General features: G+C 73.4%; 16 protein-coding genes and 1 pseudogene. 7 read left to right on the top strand and 10 right to left on the bottom strand.

Annotated features, from left to right (window positions below; genetic code table 11):
* Nucleotides 1-273 precede the first annotated feature (273 nt).
* Together ACOBQU_RS37155 and ACOBQU_RS37150 are read left to right on the top strand one after the other, a co-directional pair.
* Nucleotides 274-1,458 carry a sensor histidine kinase gene (locus ACOBQU_RS37155; protein WP_423633606.1) on the top strand — a complete coding sequence of 395 codons (1,185 nt, stop codon included), beginning with the start codon at nucleotides 274-276 and terminating at the stop codon, nucleotides 1,456-1,458.
* Nucleotides 1,455-2,117: a response regulator gene (locus ACOBQU_RS37150; protein WP_423633604.1), complete on the top strand. Its 663-nt coding sequence runs from the start codon at nucleotides 1,455-1,457 to the stop codon at nucleotides 2,115-2,117. Before ACOBQU_RS37155 ends, ACOBQU_RS37150 begins: the two co-directional genes overlap by 4 nt.
* A 34-nt stretch (nucleotides 2,118-2,151) precedes the next feature.
* Here ACOBQU_RS37150 and ACOBQU_RS37145 read toward each other — a convergent pair whose 3' ends face one another.
* On the bottom strand, nucleotides 2,152-3,201 hold the full coding sequence (locus tag ACOBQU_RS37145) for an aldo/keto reductase (protein WP_423633602.1): 1,050 nt from the start codon (nucleotides 3,199-3,201) through the stop codon (nucleotides 2,152-2,154).
* A 249-nt stretch (nucleotides 3,202-3,450) separates the two neighbouring features.
* Between ACOBQU_RS37145 and ACOBQU_RS37140 the strand changes: the two genes are divergently transcribed.
* Together ACOBQU_RS37140 and ACOBQU_RS37135 are read left to right on the top strand one after the other, a co-directional pair.
* The gene (locus tag ACOBQU_RS37140; protein ID WP_423633600.1) at nucleotides 3,451-4,413 is read left to right on the top strand and encodes a hypothetical protein; all 963 of its coding nucleotides are present in this window, start codon (nucleotides 3,451-3,453) and stop codon (nucleotides 4,411-4,413) included.
* A gap of 118 nt (nucleotides 4,414-4,531) precedes the next feature.
* Entirely contained in the window at nucleotides 4,532-5,767 is a 1,236-nt protein-coding gene (locus ACOBQU_RS37135) for an FAD-dependent monooxygenase (RefSeq protein WP_423633598.1), read from the top strand.
* Nucleotides 5,768-5,801: 34 nt separating this feature from the next.
* Here the strand turns inward: ACOBQU_RS37135 and ACOBQU_RS37130 are convergent, their stop codons facing one another.
* Both ACOBQU_RS37130 and ACOBQU_RS37125 read right to left on the bottom strand, forming a co-directional pair.
* The gene (locus ACOBQU_RS37130; protein ID WP_423634969.1) at nucleotides 5,802-6,653 is read right to left on the bottom strand and encodes an NmrA/HSCARG family protein; all 852 of its coding nucleotides are present in this window, start codon (nucleotides 6,651-6,653) and stop codon (nucleotides 5,802-5,804) included.
* A gap of 133 nt (nucleotides 6,654-6,786) precedes the next feature.
* Nucleotides 6,787-7,604, bottom strand: a pseudogene (locus tag ACOBQU_RS37125) (EamA family transporter); the annotation flags it as partial.
* A gap of 178 nt (nucleotides 7,605-7,782) precedes the next feature.
* Between ACOBQU_RS37125 and ACOBQU_RS37120 the strand changes: the two are divergent.
* Nucleotides 7,783-8,688, top strand: coding sequence for a LysR family transcriptional regulator (locus ACOBQU_RS37120; RefSeq protein WP_423633596.1), 906 nt, complete (start codon nucleotides 7,783-7,785; stop codon nucleotides 8,686-8,688).
* A 118-nt stretch (nucleotides 8,689-8,806) separates the two neighbouring features.
* Here ACOBQU_RS37120 and ACOBQU_RS37115 read toward each other — a convergent pair whose 3' ends face one another.
* The 4 genes from ACOBQU_RS37115 to ACOBQU_RS37100 form a co-directional block, all read right to left on the bottom strand.
* Complete coding sequence (locus ACOBQU_RS37115; RefSeq protein ID WP_423633594.1) at nucleotides 8,807-10,171, bottom strand: phosphatase PAP2 family protein; 1,365 nt, start codon at nucleotides 10,169-10,171, stop codon at nucleotides 8,807-8,809.
* A gap of 388 nt (nucleotides 10,172-10,559) precedes the next feature.
* Entirely contained in the window at nucleotides 10,560-10,838 is a 279-nt protein-coding gene (locus tag ACOBQU_RS37110) for a hypothetical protein (RefSeq protein ID WP_423633592.1), read from the bottom strand.
* Between the two features lie 320 nt (nucleotides 10,839-11,158).
* Nucleotides 11,159-11,626 carry a cupin domain-containing protein gene (locus ACOBQU_RS37105; RefSeq protein WP_423633590.1) on the bottom strand — a complete coding sequence of 156 codons (468 nt, stop codon included), beginning with the start codon at nucleotides 11,624-11,626 and terminating at the stop codon, nucleotides 11,159-11,161.
* A 56-nt stretch (nucleotides 11,627-11,682) separates the two neighbouring features.
* On the bottom strand, nucleotides 11,683-12,267 hold the full coding sequence (locus ACOBQU_RS37100) for an isochorismatase family protein (protein ID WP_423633588.1): 585 nt from the start codon (nucleotides 12,265-12,267) through the stop codon (nucleotides 11,683-11,685).
* Between the two features lie 240 nt (nucleotides 12,268-12,507).
* On the opposite strand from ACOBQU_RS37100, the gene ACOBQU_RS37095 reads away from it, so the two are divergent.
* Nucleotides 12,508-12,981: a MarR family winged helix-turn-helix transcriptional regulator gene (locus ACOBQU_RS37095; protein WP_423633587.1), complete on the top strand. Its 474-nt coding sequence runs from the start codon at nucleotides 12,508-12,510 to the stop codon at nucleotides 12,979-12,981.
* Between the two features lie 135 nt (nucleotides 12,982-13,116).
* Here ACOBQU_RS37095 and ACOBQU_RS37090 read toward each other — a convergent pair whose 3' ends face one another.
* Both ACOBQU_RS37090 and ACOBQU_RS37085 read right to left on the bottom strand, forming a co-directional pair.
* The gene (locus ACOBQU_RS37090; RefSeq protein WP_423633586.1) at nucleotides 13,117-13,689 is read right to left on the bottom strand and encodes a dihydrofolate reductase family protein; all 573 of its coding nucleotides are present in this window, start codon (nucleotides 13,687-13,689) and stop codon (nucleotides 13,117-13,119) included.
* Nucleotides 13,690-13,908: 219 nt separating this feature from the next.
* Nucleotides 13,909-14,538, bottom strand: a complete 630-nt coding sequence (locus ACOBQU_RS37085; RefSeq protein ID WP_423633584.1) for a TetR/AcrR family transcriptional regulator — start codon at nucleotides 14,536-14,538, stop codon at nucleotides 13,909-13,911.
* Here ACOBQU_RS37085 and ACOBQU_RS37080 point away from each other — a divergent pair.
* Nucleotides 14,479-15,594: an FAD-dependent oxidoreductase gene (locus ACOBQU_RS37080; protein ID WP_423634967.1), complete on the top strand. Its 1,116-nt coding sequence runs from the start codon at nucleotides 14,479-14,481 to the stop codon at nucleotides 15,592-15,594. The two genes, ACOBQU_RS37085 and ACOBQU_RS37080, sit on opposite strands and share 60 nt — an antisense overlap.
* A 67-nt stretch (nucleotides 15,595-15,661) precedes the next feature.
* On the opposite strand, the gene ACOBQU_RS37075 is transcribed toward ACOBQU_RS37080, so the two are convergent.
* Nucleotides 15,662-16,396 (bottom strand): SDR family oxidoreductase, encoded by a 735-nt coding sequence (locus tag ACOBQU_RS37075; protein ID WP_423633582.1) that lies wholly within the window; start codon nucleotides 16,394-16,396, stop codon nucleotides 15,662-15,664.
* Between the last annotated feature and the right edge of the window lie 28 nt (nucleotides 16,397-16,424).

Raw genomic sequence — 16,424 nt, 5'->3', positions numbered from 1 at the left:
CCGGGCCCTTCCAGAAGATCACCGGCGTTCCGGCCGCCTCCTCGCCCGCGGCGACGAAACCGCCCCGGGACCTGGGCCGTGCTCCGCGCCCCGACCAGGACCCTGCTCCCAGGTGCGGCTCCCCCTTGAGGACGACGTCCGGGCCCCCGGCGGCGACTGGAATGGACCGTGTCCCGGTGACAATGGATCCCGTCCCCGGACCACGTCCCCCGGGCACGGCCCCTTCGCCCTGCGACAGCGGGCCCCGTCCCCACCGCGAAGGAGATTCACGGCATGCTCACGCGCGCCCGCCTGCGGCGCCTGTCCGGTGCCCGTCCGAGCCGCCAGGAGGTGCTGGTGGCCCTCGGCACCCTGGTGATCGACCTCACCGGGTACGCCGTGGCCCTGCCGCCCGGCGGGCGGTGGAGCGCGGGCGTCGTCGCGCTGTACGTCCTCTCGGTCGTTCCGCTGGCGTGGCACCGGCGCTTCCCGGTCGCCGCGCTCGTCGCCGTCCTCGCCGCCCTCGCGGTGCTCACCCTGGTCGTGCCCATCGCGTACCGGATGCCGATCTGCCTGATCGTCGCCCTGTTCTCGGTGGCGCGGCTGCGTGCGGCCCGCGTCACGGCGGGCGCGACGGCGCTGTCCCTGGCGGTGCTGCAGATTCCCGGCCCCGTCCCCGAGGAGGAGTGGTGGCACGCCCTGCTCGGGGACGTGGTGGGGCTGAGCGTGGCGGTGGTCGTCGGCTGCGCGGTGCGGCAGTGGCAGCGCCAGCTGGCCCTGCACCGCGAGCTGCTCGCCGCGAACGCCGTCGCCGACGAGCGCCGCCGCATCGCCCGTGAGCTGCACGACGTGGTCGCCCACCACATCACGGCCATGCAGCTGATGGCGGGCGGCGCCCGCAAGGTGCTGCACCACGACGTGCACCTCGCGCAGGACGCCCTGAAGTCCCTGGAGGACTCCGGGCGCCTCGCGCTCAGCGAGATGCGCCAGCTCCTGGACGTGCTGCGCGCCGACGACACCGACCACGACGGCCGCCCGTCACCGCCGCAGCCGGGCATCGCGGACCTGCCGCGCGTGGTCGCCGACTCCCGGCAGGCGGGCGTGCCCACCGAGCTGCGCGTCGAGGGCGAGCGGCGGGAGCTGGCCCCCACGCTTGGCCTGACGGTGTTCCGGATCGTCCAGGAGTCCCTGACCAACGTCCGCAAGCACGCGGGGCGCGCGCGGGCGACGGTCCTGCTCGATTACGGGCCCGAGCTGCTCACCGTGCAGGTGTACGACGACGGCGCGGGCGGCGGCGCCACCTCGCGCAAGGGGCGTGCCGGGCACGGTCTGGTCGGCATGCGGGAGCGCGTCGCCCTGCACGACGGCACGCTCGAAGCCGGGGCGCGGCCCGAAGGCGGCTTCCGGGTGGCGGCCACGCTGCCGCTGCCCGCCCCCGCGCCGGAATCCGCCCGTGACGAGGAGGTCGTGCTCCGGTGACCCGCCCCCTGACCGTCCTGATCGCCGACGACCAGCCCCTGGTGCGGCGCGGACTCGCGCTCATCTTCCACACCGACCCCGGCGTCACGGTCGTCGGCGAGGCGGGCGACGGCCGCGAGGCCGTGGACCTGGCCCGGCGGCTGCGCCCCGACGTCGTCCTGATGGACATCCGCATGCCGCACCTGGACGGCGTCGGGGCCACGGCCGAACTGACCGCCGAGCTGCCCCAGTGCCGTGTGCTGGCCCTGAGCACCTTCGACATGGACGAGTACGTCGTGGGCGCGCTGCGCGCGGGCGCGGCGGGCTTCCTGCCCAAGGACGTGTCCCCGGAGGAGCTGGTCGCGGCCGTCCACACCGTTCACGCGGGCGAGGCCGCGGTGGCGCCCCGGCTGCTGACCCGCCTCATCTCCGCGTACATCACCACGCCCCCGGCCCGCCCGGCGCCCCGGGCCCACCCGGACCTCACGGCGCGCGAGACCGACGTGTGGACGCTGATCGCCCGGGGCCACGACAACAACGACATAGCGGAGACGCTGTGCATCAGCCCGTCCACGGTGAAGAACCACGTCACCGCGGTGTTCGCGAAGCTCGGCGTCCGCGACCGCGCCCAGGCGGTGATCGCGGCCTACGAGTCGGGTCTGGTCACCCCCGGCAAGTGACCGGACCCGCACGGGCCGTCGGGCCCGGACCGGCTCAGGCGGCGGCGCGGGCGCCGGGCGTGCGCCGCCGCAGCGCCGGGTCCGTCAGCGCGGGCGGGGCCCAGACGCCGTCCGGCGGGTAGACGTCGGTGCCGGGGGCCACGATCTCGTCGATGCGGTCGAGGACGGCGTCCTCAAGGACCAGGGACGCGCCCTTGAGGGTGGCGCGCAGCTGCTCCATCGTGCGCGGGCCGATGATGACCGACGTGACGGCGGGGTGGGCCAGCGGGAAGGCGATCGCCAGCTCCGGCAGGGTGCAGCCGACGTCGTCGGCCAGGGCCACGAGCTGCTCGACGATGTCCAGCTTGGTGGCGGTCAGCGGAGCCTGCGGGTCGAAGCGGGCGGGGCTGAGGGTGGGGCGTACGCCGCTCAGGTCGAGCGGCTGCCCCTTGCGGTAGCGGCCGGTGAGGAACCCCGAGGCCAGCGGGCTCCAGGTGAGCACGCCCATTCCCAGGCGCTGGGCGACGGGCAGCACGTGCCGCTCCACGCCCCGGGCCAGCAGGGAGTAGGGCGGCTGTTCGGTGCGGAACCGGTGGAGGCCGCGCCGCTCGGCGACATGGTGGGCCTCGACGATGTGGTCCGCGGGGAACGTGGAGCAGCCGAACGCCCTGATCTTGCCCTGGTGGACCAGGTCGGTGAGGGCGGACAGCGTCTCCTCGACGTCGGTCGTGTGGTCGGGCCGGTGCACCTGGTAGAGGTCGATCCAGTCGGTGCCGAGGCGGCGCAGGCTGTCCTCCACCGCCCGTACGATCCAACGCCGTGAGTTCCCGCCCCTGTTGGGGCCCTCGCCCATGGGGAAGTGCACCTTCGTGGCGAGCACCACGTCGTCGCGCCGGTCCTTCAGGGCCTTGCCGACGACCGTCTCCGACTCGCCGCTGGAGTACATGTCGGCGGTGTCGACGAAGTTGATGCCCTCGTCGAGCGCCGCGTGGATGATGCGGACGCAGTCGTCGTGATCGCCGTTGCCGACGAAGCCGAACATCATGGTGCCGAGGCAGTAGGCGCTGACCTCGATGCCGGTCCCGCCCAGAACGTGGTGACGCATGCAACTCTCCTTGCCCGTGGCCGCGTTGGGTGCCGTGACTGTACGAGTTGGAGTCCGCTCCAGGGCAAGCCCGTTGGGCGCCAGCGGCAGGACGGCGGCGGGCGGCGGGGGTCCGTCGTGCGTTGTCGTGCGCCGACAGTAGGCACGGGGCGAGCGGGTCAGTAGCTTCGATGAGTGACGGGCGGTGCGGCGCCCCACCGGGCCGCGCCTCCCCTCCCTCCCCCACAACTGCTTCGAGACGAGGTCCTCGTGAGCCGTAGACTTCTCCCCCGGCTGCTGACCGCATCGCTCGTCCTGGCGCTCGGCACGGGAACCGTGGCCGCGTCCGGTCCGGCGGCGGCCGCCCCTGCCGACAGCACCGAGCGCGCCCGCGCCGCCGAGCCCTACTGCTACGACGAACCGTCGCAGCCCACCGCCGACATCAGCGACCTCAAGGCGTCGTTCAACTCCTCGAACTGGATGCGCACCCTCCAGGCCATGTACAAGCGGCGCTGGCCCAGCGGTGAGGCGCTGGCGATCGCCCAGGCCAAGGACAAGTACTGGGACCAGTTCGTGAACAAGCGGAGCTTCGAGGGGTTCGCCGAGTCGATGATGGTGGCGATCCACGAGGAGACCCACATGTGGGACCTCGACCCGTCCCGCACCCGGTGGGACGTGCACATCGCCGCGTGGATCAACGGCGGCCAGCAGGCCCTGACCGTGCCCCTGCACGGCGGCTTCCCCCGCAAGGAGATACTGCCGCTGATCAAGGACAGCCTCAGCTCCTCCATGGACGACATCTACCTGCGGGACCGCACACAGGGCGAGTACCGCCTCCAGGGAGTGCTCGCCGAGCAGAACGCCGGGCTCACCGGGCTGCCCGCGGTCACGGTGCTCCAGGAGTACATCAGGGGCGTCGGCGCCAGCAACGCACGCGACATCGCCGCCACCAACCTGCGCTACCTGCTGCTGTACCTGCGCGTCGCCAAGGACAAGCACCCCGACTACTGGGCGCGGATCAAGGCCGAGCCGAAGCTGCGCGACCTGGTCCTGACCCAGTTCCTGCGCACGGCGTACTGGCTGGAGAAGTCCGCGCCGTACACCGGCAAACTGGGCAGCCGCGACGCCGACAAGATCACGGCGGCGAACTACGCCCCGGAGAACATCGCCGTCCTGGAGGAGTTCACCGGCCGGAAGGTGCGCGTGGACGCGCAGAAGCACTGCACCACCTGACCCACGGCCGCCCTGTCGGCGATCCGTCGGCGTGCGCCGCCGGGCTGTCGGCGGGCTGTCGGTGGGGCGCGGGACGCTCGGTGTGACGGATCAACGGCACGTCGAACAGGAGCACCGAGTGTCCCCTCTGCCCCTTCGTCAGGAAGACCGCCGGGCGCGGCGGCGGCCCGCCGCCGCGCGCGTCCTGATCTGCGGCGCCAGCATCGGCGGGCCCACCCTCGCCTACTGGTTGCGCCGCCACGGCTTCGAGGTCACCGTGGTGGAGCGCGCCCCCGCACTGCGCCCCGGCGGCCAGGCCATCGACGTGCGCGGTGCGGCGCTCGACGTGGCCGAGCGCATGGGCGTCCTCGACGGCATCCGCCGCCGCAGCACCGCGCTGCGCGGGATGTCGGTCGTCGACGAGGACGGCACGGAGCTGTCCCGCACCACCGAACGCACCGCGAGCGGCGGCGAGATCGCGAGCCCGGACGTCGAGATCCTCCGGGACGACCTCTGCCGGATCCTGTACGAGGCCAGCGGCGACGGCGTCGAGTACCTCTTCGGGGACAGCGTGGCCACCCTCGTGCAGGACGAGGACGAGGTGCGGGTGCTCTTCGAGAGCGGCACCTCGCGCGGCTTCGACCTGGTGGTCGGCGCCGACGGGGTGCACTCCGACACGCGCCGCCTCGTCTTCGGCCCCGAGGAGCGCTATCTGCGCCATCTGGGCGCCTACTTGAGCGTGTGGTCCGTGCCGAACCTCCTGGACCTCGACCACTGGGAGGTCGTCTACCGCATGTCCCGCCCCGACGTCTGGGGCGCCCTGGTGATGAGCGTCCGCGGCAACGCGGAGGCCCGCGTCTTCGTCGGCATCGAGTCGGACGAGGCGCCCGCGGACTTCCTGCCGCGCGACCCCGCGGCGCAGAAGCGCCTGATCGCCGACACCTACAAGGACGCCCGCTGGGAACTGCCGCGCTTCCTCGACCACATGTGGACCGCCCCGGACTTCCACTGCGACGCCCTGGCGCAGATCCACATGGACACTTGGTCGCGCGGCCGCGTCGCGCTCCTCGGAGACGCGGGCTACTGCGGCTCACCCGCTTCGGGACAGGGCACGACCGTCGCGATGGTCGGCGCGTACGTCCTGGCCGGGGAGCTCAAGGCGGCCGGGGGCGACCACCGCGAGGCGTTCGCCGCGTACGAGGAGCAGCTGCGCCCCTTCGTGGCCATGAACCAGCACGTCGCCGTCGCCAACCGCGAGCGCATGCGCAGACAACTGGCCGAGGACGTCGGCGAGTTGAGTGCGATTCCGGAGGACGGGAGCGAGCTGGCCGAGGTCTACCGGCGGATCAGCGCGTTCGAGCTGAAGGACTACTGAGCCGACCGCGAGGGGCGCCGGGGCGCGTGCGGGGTCACCGCGTCCGCAGCCAGTCCCGGAAGGTCAGCAGCCCCGGGTACCGTCCGCGCAGCGCGGCGACGTCGACTCCGTACCCCTCCTTCTCCAGCCAGGTGAACATGGCCGCCATGTCCCCGCCCGCGAACGGCCCCCGCGCGGTCGGCCGGTGCTCGAAGCGGGTGGGGATGCCGTCGGCCTCGGTAAGGGCCTCGGCGATCTGACGTATGGTCAGCTCGTCCCCGGCGATCGCGACGGTCTGCCCGACGGTGTCGTCCGGTCGCGCGAAGGCGTCCGCTGCGATCCGGCCGATGTCGGCCAGGGCGATCATCTGGAGCGGGGTGTCCGGGCCGAGCGCGAGCGTGCCGACGCGCTCGCCGTCGCGCGGCTCCGGCACCATGAACCGCCAGTTCTCCATGAAGAACACCGGCCGCAGCACCGTCGCGGGCAGCGCGAGGGCGGCGACGCGCGCCTCGATCGCCGCCTTGCTGGCGAAGTGCGCGACGCCGGTCGCGCGGCCGACGGCGGCGACGGAGCTGTACACCAGGTGCGCGACGCCCGCGGCGGCCGCCGCCTCGGCCACGTTCACGCCCTGGCGCACCTCGGCCTCGGGGTGCGGGGCGGTCAGGTCGGCCGCCTGCACGCTGAACACGCCGTGGGCGTCGCGCATCGCCGCGCGCAGCGACCGCGGGTCGTCGAGGTCGCCGGTCACCAGCTCCGCGCCGAGCGCGCCCAGGTCCCGGGCCGCCGGGGTGTGCGGGTCGCGCACGAGGGCGCGCACCCGCCAGCCGTCGTCGAGCAGGCGGCGGGCGACCGCGCCGCCTTGGCCGCCGGTCGCTCCGGTGACCAGAACGGTGTTGTCGTACGGCATGGACCGTCCTTTCATCGATGAGTCGTTGAGTTGTTGAGTTGTTGAGTCGATGTGTGGATGCATGGATGCGTGGATGAGTGGATGCGTCGATGGGGTCGGAGAAGGAGGGGGCGCAGGGTCAGGTGCGGGTTCGGGTTCGGGCGGTCGGGGCCGGTAGCTGGCCCGCGACGATCGACGCGAGGGCGAGGGCGAATCCCACGAGTTGGACCGCGCCGAGCGTCTGGTCGAGGACGACCGCCCCGAGTACGGCGGCGACCAGCGGGGAAAGCAGCAGGAGCACCGCCACGGACGTCACGGGCAGCGTCGTGATGCCGCGGAACCACAGGGCGTACGAGATCAGTCCGCCGACCAGCCCCATCCAGAGGTAGCCGACCGCGCCCTTCGCGTCGATCGCGGGCGGCGCCCCCTCGGCCAGGAACGTGAGGGGCAGCAGGAAGAGGCCTCCGGCGGTCAGCTGCCAGGCGGCGAAGGTGACGGGCCCGGCCTGCGGGGCCGCCCCCAGCGCTTGGTGAGGGTGACCCCGAGCGCCATGGACGCCGCGCTGCCGAGGGCCGCGGCGATGCCGACGCCGTCGAACGCCGCGTTGGGGCCGGTCACCACCAGGCCGACGCCGAGCACGCCGACCAGGCCCCAGCCGAGCCGCCAGGCGGACAGCGCCTCGCGCAGCACCACCACGGCCAGCAGAGCGACGACGAGCGGCTGGGCCGCGGCCAGGGTGGCGGCCACGCCGCCGGGGAGCCGCTCGGCCGCGAGGAACAGCAGCGGGAAGGGCAGCCCGATGTTGAGCACGCCGAGCGCCGCCGCCTTCCCCCACCACGCTCCGCGCGGCAGCGCCCGGGTGAGCGCCAGCGCGATCAGACCCGCGGGCAGCGCCCGCAGGAGACCGGCGAACAGCGGGTGGTCCGGCGGCAGCAGTTCGGTGGTGACGAGGTAGGTCGTGCCCCACGCCATGGGCGTGAGCGCCGTGAGGAGGGTGCGCGGCAGCTGCCCTTGGGGCACGCCGCTGGTGGCGGCCCCGGCGGGGCCGCTCCGCAGTGCTGGACTGGTCATGACGGCAGTCTCGTCCGGCGCCGATCAATGAGTCCAACACATGCTTGTCACCCCATCGATCGTGATTCACGATGGATGGATGGAGCTTCAGCAGATGCGGTACGTCGTCGCCGTCGCCGAGACGAACAGCTTCACCCGGGCCGCCGAGCGCTGCCTGGTCGTCCAGTCCGCGCTCAGCCACCAGATCGCGCGCCTGGAGAAGGAGTTGGGGGCGCGGCTCTTCGAGCGCACCAGCCGCAGGGTGCGCCTGACCTCGGCGGGTGCGGCGTTCCTGCCGCTGGCCCGGCAGTGCCTGGACGCCGCCGAGCGCGCGGCGGCCGAGGTCGCCGCGGCCGTGGGCGAGGTGCGCGGGCGGCTGGCCGTGGGGCTGATCCCCAGCGTCGCGGCGGTCGACGTCCCGGGGGCGCTGCGGGACTTCCACCAGCGGTATCCGGACGTGCGCATCAGCCTGCGCGTGGGCGCCAGCGAGGAGCTGGCCGAGCAGGTCGGGGAGGGCGTGCTCGACGTGGCGTTCCTGGGCCTGCCGACGACGGCGCGGCCCGAGGGGGTCGAGGCGCGCGAGCTGGCCCGTGACCGGCTCGTCGCGGTCGTGGCGCCGGACCATCCGCTCGCCGGTGCGGGCGCCGTCGACCTGCGCGCGCTGGCGTCGGAGGTGTTCGTGGACCTGCCCGCGAGGACGGCTGGCCGCGTCCAGTCCGACCAGGCCTTCACGGCCGCCGGGCTCAGCCGTGACGTCGCCTTCGAGGTGACCAACGCGGACTTCCTGGCCCGCCTCGTCGGGCAGGGCCTGGGCGTGGCCATGCTCCCCTCCGCGTACGCCGCCCGGCTGCCCGGGGTGACCACCGTCGAGGTCGCGGACGCCCCGGCCCGGGTCGAGTACGCCGCCTGGAGCCGCGGCGGTCGCACGCCCGCGGCGACGGCGTTCCTGGACCTGCTCGGACTCCCCGGCGGGACCGGCTCCCCGGGCGGGGTCCGCGGGGCCTGAGGACCGGCCGGGAGGCGCCCGCCCCGGCGCGGGCCGGGCCGACAACGACCACGGGCCGAGCGCGCCCCGGACGGGTGGGTCCGGGGCGCTCGGCCCGTGGTGGCCCGCCGCTGCGGGCTCAGACCAGTTCGGCCTGCGGTTCCGCTCTCGGCACCGGCGCGGCCTTCGGCTCCCACTGCCGGGTGGTCCGTACGTAGCCGTAGATCACCGAGCCCATCGCCAGCAGGAGCAGGGGGCCGAACAGCCACGGATAAGTGGCCATCTGCACCGGCAGGAAGCGGTACGACACCAGGAGCGCAGCGAAGACCGTCGCGCCGTAGGCGACGAACCGCGCTCCCGAGCTGTCCCAGCCGCGCGTGTGCGAGCGCAGCGCCGCCTCGATCGTCAGCGTGAACACCACACCGGCGACGAGGTCCACGCCGTAGTGGTAGCCGAAGCCCAGCGTGGCGGTGAGCGTGGCGATCAGCCAGAACGTGCCCGCGTAGCGCAGCACCTGCGGGGCCCTGCGGGTGTGGATGAAGATCGCGGTGGCCCAGGCGGTGTGCAGGCTCGGCATGCAGTTGCGCGGGGTGATCTCGTCGTACAGGACCGGGTGCGGGCTGCCGATGGTCGGCGGGGTGTCCGGCCACACGTTGGCGATCGCCCAGTGCTCGCCGCCGGTGCCGAAGGCGCCGGTGCCGTAGGCGAAGATGGGCCCGACCACCGGGAAGATCATGTAGATGCCGGGGCCGAGCAGGCCGATCACCAAGAACGTGCGCACCAGGTGGTGGCGGGGGAAGGCCCGCTCGGCCGCCACGTTGCGCAGCTGGTAGAGCGCGACGACGACCGCGGCCACCGCGAGCTGGACGTACACGAAGTCCAGCAGGTTGGAGCCGATCGGTCCGGTGGCCCTGATGACGCGGCCCATCAGCCACGACGGGTTGCCGAGCGCGTGGTCGGCGGTGGCCAGGTACGGGTCGAGCACCTTCGGGCGGGTCTTCGACGTGATGAGCAGCCAGGCGTCGCCGGTCTTGCGCCCGGCGACCAGGAGCACGGCGAGGCCGATGCCCTTCAGGAGCACGGCCCGCTCCCGGCCGGTGCGGCGCGTGAGAGCCATGACCGCGCAGCCGAGGACCACCCAGAGGGCGCCGTTGCCGAAGGTCAGCTTGCCGCCGTCCGCCCACCGCACGAGGAAGAACGGAATGTCGATGGCGACCGCGACACCCAGGGCGATGAAGCGCTCACGCCAGGTGAGCACCACCATCATCAACGCCATGCTGGCGTAGAGCAGCGGGCCCGACGCGGGGGCGAATATCAGCTCTCGCGCCTGGTTGGTGATCGGCCCCGGCACGTCGTAGCGGCGTGCGGCGACCTCCAGCGCGATGAGGAACCCGAGGACCACCACGCCTGCCGTGGTCCACAGGATCGCCCGCGGTTGACGCCACGCGGCAAACGCAGCTCTGTAGTTTATTCGCGAAAACACCCGCGTTGCCCTAGATATCAATTGCCTGGCCGATTTACTAGATTCGATTAATTAGGTCACTTTTCATGCCGGATAGCACGGTTTTTCCGGTATAAGGCGAACGACGGGAAGGACCGCCGTGCGACCGATCATGCTATCGGAGCGGCACCGGTGGTCTCGCTGGTGACGGACGCCACGGACAGGCGGCGACTGTGCGTCAGCGCCCCGTTACGGCACCGTGGTCACTTCGGCCTCACCCCCTCCCGGACGACGGCGGCAGATCGCGCCGTTCACCGACTCACGGTCAACGACTAAGACGAGCCCCGCGGTGAAAAAGTCACAGCCTCCCGCCCGACGGGGGCGCACACGCGAAGCGCCCGCGGCCGGGAGAACCGGGCCGCGGGCGCTTCGCGCTGTCGGTGAGCGGGCGTCAGACGCGGTAGATGTACAGCTCGTACTGGTGGGAGGCGGTGCGGGAACAGGTGTAGTTGGACGCGCCCGCGTTCTGGACCGCCCACTGGCCCGCGTGGACACAGCTCGACAGGTCCGCGTACGTGCCCCAGGGGATCCAGGCCGTCGGACCGGCCACGGAGGCAGCGGGGGCCGCGGGGGCCGCCTCGGCGGCCTGGACCGCCGGAGCGGCCAGCAGGCCGCCCGCGGCGACGGCGGCGCCCACGGCCGCGGTGGCGAACATCTTGCGCAGGGACATGACGTTGAGCCCTCCCTCGTGTCAGGGGGCCACCGGGGTCCGCGCCCCGCTGGCTGAAGAAAGACTGTCCGGACCCGCGCGGGAGGACAACGAGAAGGACGTATTCCGTGACGAGTTGGCTGATACATGGATGAACCGGCCGATAATGTGCGCATCTCGTGAAGGCGTGCGGGCCACCTCGGGGTGACGCGGCGCCTCGGCCGACAGGGCGGGCAGCGGCGGGCGTTCGGTTCCGGTCAGGTCTGGACCATCCCACAGGGCGGCGGCGTCCGGGAAGGGGCGGTGCGCCAGCGCGCCCCTGCGGGTGGCGGGCGGAGTACTCAGCGCGGCGGGCCGACGACGACCTGGCCGTAGCGGTCGGCGGCCTCGGCGAGGAGGTCCGGGTCGATCGCGAAGCCGACCGGGCGGGGCTCGGAGCGGTCGCGGCCCGCGTGCCGGAACATGCCCTCGATTCCGGCGGGGGTGCAGATCATCAGCAGGTCGGCGCGGTCGGACGTGATGCGGTACGCGTGCGGGACGCCGCGCGGCAGATAGACCACGCCGCCCTCCCCCAGTTCGTACTCCTCGTCTCCGTACCAGACCAGGGCCGAGCCGCCGAGCAGCAGGAACACCTCGTCCTCGCGGGTGTGCAGGTGGAACGGCGGGGCCTCGCCCTTCTCGACGGCGAAGCGGCCCACGGTCAACTGGCCGTCGGTGGCGGCGCCGTCGAGCAGCAGGGACAGGGTGCCGCCGGACAGCCACTCCAACCGCTGGTGCTGGTCGGCCTGGGCCAGGTAGGCCATGCTCATGGGGGTCTCCTGATCACGCGGGGTGCGCCTGTGCGTGCTGGAGCGGGGGCTCCTGATCACGCGGGGATGAGTTCGCCGACGATCGGGATGAGCGCTTGCCCGGCCGGGCTCGTCCAGTTCCGGGCGAGGCCGGTGAGGATCATGTTCGTCGAGGTGATCACCGCGCCCGCCCGCTCCATGAGGCGCAGCGCCACGTCGTCGGCGGTCCTGGTGGTGGAGCCGCCCGCGTCCGCGACGACGTACACCGCATGGCCCTCGTCGAGCGCGGAGAGCGTGGGGTACACGGTGCACACGTCGTTGGTCACGCCCGCGACGATCAGGTTCCGTCGCCCCGTCGCGGCGACGGCGGCGGCGAAGGCGGGGTCGTCCATGGCGTTGACGACGCCGGTGCGGCGGACGCGCGCGGCGTACTCCTCCGGGGCGACCTCGCCGAACTCGTCGGCCAGCGGGCCCTGCGCCTGGTCCTCCAGGGACGAGGTCAGGACCAGCGGCATGCCGAGGGCCCTGGCCGCCTTGGCGAGGGCGAGCGCGTTGGCCTTCATCACGGCGCGGTCGATCGAACCGACCCAGCTCATGGTGCCGTCCTGATGGTCGATCAGCAGGACGGCGGTCTCGGCGGGCGGGAGCATCCGTAAGGGCATGGTCGTCCTTCCTCGGACGGTCGGGGCGGGCGAGGCGGTCAGGGCGGGCGGGTCGGCTCCGCGCGAGGGCGCACGGCCAGGGGGCTGGGCAGCTGGGCGACTGGGCAGTTCGGCGGCTGGACGGTCGGGCGGTCCGCCGTGAACATCTCAGGCAACGTATCAGGTGCCTTATAAGGTAAGGAAGATGTGACCCGGTAGCCTGTGGTGATCTCGGCGGCTCGGAGAGAGGGTGCGGCACGGATGGTCAGGGACTACGGGCAGCGACTGCCGTACATGATGCGCATGGTCAGCAACGCGCTGTCCCAGGACCTGGAGCGGACGCTGCGTCAGTTCTCCCTGACCCACGCGCAGTTCGCGGCCCTCGCCCAGCTCGGCCTGGAGGACCCCGGCGGACTCTCGGGGGCCGAGCTGGGGCACCGGGCGGGTGTCACCGCGCAGTCCATGTCGGCCGCGGTCTCGTCGCTGCTCGCGCGCGGCCTGGTGACCCGTGCCCCGCACCCCACCCACGGCCGGATCCTGGAGGTCCGCATCACTCCGGAGGGGCTGGACCTGGTCGAGCGGGCACAGGAGGCGGCCAGGCACGTCGAGGACCGCGCCCTCGCCGGGCTCACCTCGGCGCAGCAGGACGAGCTGCGCGCCCTGCTGCGCCAGATCACGCGCACGCTCGGCCTCTATGTGCCGGAGGCGCCGGAGGTCCGCTCGCCGTCGACGTAGGCGGGGGCCGCGTGAACGCGGACGGGCCCGCCGGGTACGGCGCCTCGACCGGGCCCGCTGGCGGGGCGCAGGCGGCAGCGGCGGCGCCCCGGCGGCGGAGGGGACGCGCCCCCGCTCGCCCGGGTCGAGCGCGGCTCAGCGGACGACGTCGAACACGTTCTTCTGGATGCCGTTGGCGTAGACCTCGTGCTCGACCAGCTTCAGCTTCTGCGCGTCCTTGTCCGTGGTGCTGAAGAGCCGCTTGCCCGCGCCGAGCAGCAGCGGGAAGACGAGCAGGTGGTAGCGGTCGATCAGACCGGCGTCCGACAGGGCCCGGTTCAGCGAGGCGCTGCCGTGGACGATCACGGGGCCGCCCTCGGTCCGCTTGAGCGCGGCGACGTCGTCGAGGGAGCGCAGGATCGTCGTCTCGCCCCAGTTCGTCACCAGGTCGTCCTCGGTGAGGGTGGTGGAGACGACGTACTTCGGCATGTCCTTGTAGTCGGCGAAGTCCTCCATGTCGGGCCACACCGGGCTGAACGACTCGTAGCTGACGCGGCCCAGGAGCATCGCCGTGGCCTCCTGCTGCTCGCGGCCCTTGATCTCGAACGCCTCGGGAAGGAACTCGATGTCCTTGAAGGTCCACCCGGCGTTCCGGTAGCCGGGCTCGCCGCCCGGGGCCTCCACGACGCCGTCGAGCGAGACGAAGGCGGTGCTGATGAGAGTGCGCATCCTGGTTCCTCGGTGTCTGTCTGGTGTTCGGCTCTCGGCGGGGGCGGTCGGCGCGGATCGCGACCACACACGGCCGCTCGCGCACCCACCACCACCTCTGACCGGTGATCATGCAGGAACTCATCGGCCGCCGCTCACTCCGCGCGGCCCGGGTCCGGCGAACCGGGGCGGAACGGCCTAGGACCGAGGCGGAACGGCCCAGGACCGGGACGGAACGGCCTAGGAGTCGCGGGGCGCCGACGACCGGCCCGGTGGCTGCCAGCCGTGTGCGAGCAGGTCGAAGACCGCCTCGACGGCGGCCCGGACGTCGTCTCGGCCGCGAGTGAGGGAGGGGACTTCGAGGACGAAGCGGGCGAGCGCCACGCAGCACAGGTCGTCGTGGGCGGCGCCGAACTCGTCGGCGATGGCGGCGCCGAGGCTTTCGGTGTGCCGGGTCCACATGCGTTCGGCGTAGGCGCGCAGCGCGGGGGTGGATTCCACGAGGTCGACGAACCCGGCGCGCCGCGGGTGCGCCGCGATCGACGGCAAGGTGTCCAGGGCGTGCTGCCGCAGGGCGTCGAGGACGCTCTGCCCGGCGGCCCGCTCCCGCACGGCGGCGACCAGCGCCGCCTCCCGGTCCGCGTCCTGGTCGAAGACCAGCGCCTCCTTGCCGCTGAAGTGCTTGAACACCGTGGTGGTCGACACGTCGGCGGCGTCCGCGACCTCCCGGATGCTCACCTGGTCGTAGCCGCGCGCCAGGAACAGTTCGAGGGCGGCGTCGGCGGCTCTCCCGCACCCGCCCGCGCCCGGATCAGCGTCGTCGGCGCCGGACCCGGCGGGCTGACCTGCGCCCGCGTGCTCCAGCGACACGGCCTGGCGGTGACCGTCCACGAGCGCGACGCGGGCCCCGACGCCCGCGACCAGGGCGGCACCCTCGACCTGCACGCCGACAGCGGGCAGCTGGCCCTGCGCGCCGCCGGGCTGCTCGACGGGTTCCTGCGCCGGGCCCGGCCCGAGGGCCAGGAGATGCGCCAGTGGGACCCGTCCGGCAGCCTCGCCTTCCGGCACGTTCCGGACGCCGACGCGCTGTTCAAGCCGGAGATCAACCGCGGCCACCTGCGCGACCTGCTGCTCGACTCGCTCCTGCCGGGAACGGTGCGCTGGGGCCGCGCCCTCGACCGGGTCGACGGCGCCCCCGGCGGCCCGCGGCGGCTGCACTTCACCGACGGCACCAGCGTCGAGGCCGACCTGGTCATCGGCGCCGACGGCGCCTTCTCGCGGGTGCGCCCGGCCCTGTCCCCGGCCCGGCCCGCGTACACCGGAGTGAGCTTCCTGGAGGCGTGGTTCTCCGACGTCGACCGGCGCCACCCCGAGATAGCCGCGCTGGTCGGCCCGGGCAGCGCCGCCGCGGCCGACGGCGACCGGGGCATGTTCGCCCAGCGCGACAGCGGCGACCGCATCCGCGTCTACCTCGTCCGGCGCGTCCCGGCCGACTGGCTCGGCGCGAGCGGCCTGACCGCCGACGACACCGGCGCCGTCCGCGCCCGGCTCCTCGACGAGTACGCCCACTGGTCGCCCCGCCTGCGCCGGATGATCACCGACAACGAGGGCCCCTACGTCGACCGCCCGATCCACGCCCTGCCGGTCCCGCACACCTGGGAGCACGACCCGACGGTCACCCTGCTCGGCGACGCCGCCCACCTCATGCCGCCGCTCGGCGTCGGGGTCAACCTCGCCCTGCTCGACGCCAGTGAACTCGCCCTCGCCCTCACCAGCGCCGCCACCGTCGAAGACGCCGTACGCGCCTACGAGAAGACCATGCTGCCGCGCTCCGTCGAGATGGCCAGGGCCCTGGACGGCGCCGCCGCGCACCTGCTGTCCGCCGACGGGCCCGGCTTCGGACCCGACGACGCCGCTGGGGCCTGAGCACGCGACCGTCCCGAACCCTCCCACGGCGCGGGGGCCAACGCCGTGCGCCCCTGCCCGCCGAGCGCTACGGGCCGAGGACGCCGGGCACGTCGACCCTGGCGCCGGTGAGCCAGTGGGCGGCGTCGGAGGCGAGGTAGGCCACCGCGTCGGAGGCCGTCTGGGCGCCGGGGGCGAGGCCCGTGCCGGGGGCGAGCCACGTGTGAAGGCCGGGGCGGCCCACCACGAGGGAGTTGACGGTGATGCCGCGGGGGCCCAGGTGTCGGCGCAGCGCGTGGCTGAACGCGTCGAGCGCGGCTTTGGTCAACGCCTGGGCGATGCCCTCGGCTTCGGACGCCGTTCCGGCTCTGGCTCCGGCTCCTGACGAGACGTGGATGATCCGGCCGCCGTCGCGCAGTCGCGGCAGCAGCCGCTGGGTGAGGAGGAGCGGCAGCCCGATGTGGGCGGCCACCGTCTCGTCGAACTCCTCCGCGGTGACCGCCTCGACGGGCCGCCCCACGACGGGGAGCGCCGCGTGGTGCACCAGGACGTCGAGCGCGGACTCCCCGTAGGCGCGCAGGCCCGCGACCAGTGCGGCGGTGAGCGCGTCCACGCCGCCGGGAGAGCCCAGTTCGGCACCCACGAGGAACGCGCAGCCACCGGCTTCGGCGATGGCCGCGGCGGTCTCCTTGGCCGCGGCCTCGTCACCCCCGTAGTGCACGGCGACCAGGGCGCCGTCCCGTGCCAGGCGTTCGGCGATGACCCGCCCGATGCCCCTGCTGCCGTCGGTGACCAGCGCGATCCTGCCGCTGAGGCTCCCCATGCGCCCTCCTTGGCCGTGGCCCGTGGAA

It is taken from the genome of Streptomyces sp. G45, assembly GCF_049542095.1.
GTDB lineage: Bacteria > Actinomycetota > Actinomycetes > Streptomycetales > Streptomycetaceae > Streptomyces.
This window is presented reverse-complemented; position numbering and strand designations above follow the sequence as displayed.

Coding starts and splice junctions, on each gene's coding strand:
- ACOBQU_RS37155 (WP_423633606.1), top strand. CDS start 274: ATGCTCACGCGCGCCCGCCTGCGGCGCCTGTCCGGTGCCCGTCCGAGC.
- ACOBQU_RS37145 (WP_423633602.1), bottom strand. CDS start 3,201: ATGCGTCACCACGTTCTGGGCGGGACCGGCATCGAGGTCAGCGCCTAC.
- ACOBQU_RS37130 (WP_423634969.1), bottom strand. CDS start 6,653: ATGCCGTACGACAACACCGTTCTGGTCACCGGAGCGACCGGCGGCCAA.
- ACOBQU_RS37120 (WP_423633596.1), top strand. CDS start 7,783: ATGGAGCTTCAGCAGATGCGGTACGTCGTCGCCGTCGCCGAGACGAAC.
- ACOBQU_RS37110 (WP_423633592.1), bottom strand. CDS start 10,838: ATGTCCCTGCGCAAGATGTTCGCCACCGCGGCCGTGGGCGCCGCCGTC.
- ACOBQU_RS37105 (WP_423633590.1), bottom strand. CDS start 11,626: ATGAGCATGGCCTACCTGGCCCAGGCCGACCAGCACCAGCGGTTGGAG.
- ACOBQU_RS37100 (WP_423633588.1), bottom strand. CDS start 12,267: ATGCCCTTACGGATGCTCCCGCCCGCCGAGACCGCCGTCCTGCTGATC.
- ACOBQU_RS37095 (WP_423633587.1), top strand. CDS start 12,508: ATGGTCAGGGACTACGGGCAGCGACTGCCGTACATGATGCGCATGGTC.
- ACOBQU_RS37090 (WP_423633586.1), bottom strand. CDS start 13,689: ATGCGCACTCTCATCAGCACCGCCTTCGTCTCGCTCGACGGCGTCGTG.
- ACOBQU_RS37075 (WP_423633582.1), bottom strand. CDS start 16,396: ATGGGGAGCCTCAGCGGCAGGATCGCGCTGGTCACCGACGGCAGCAGG.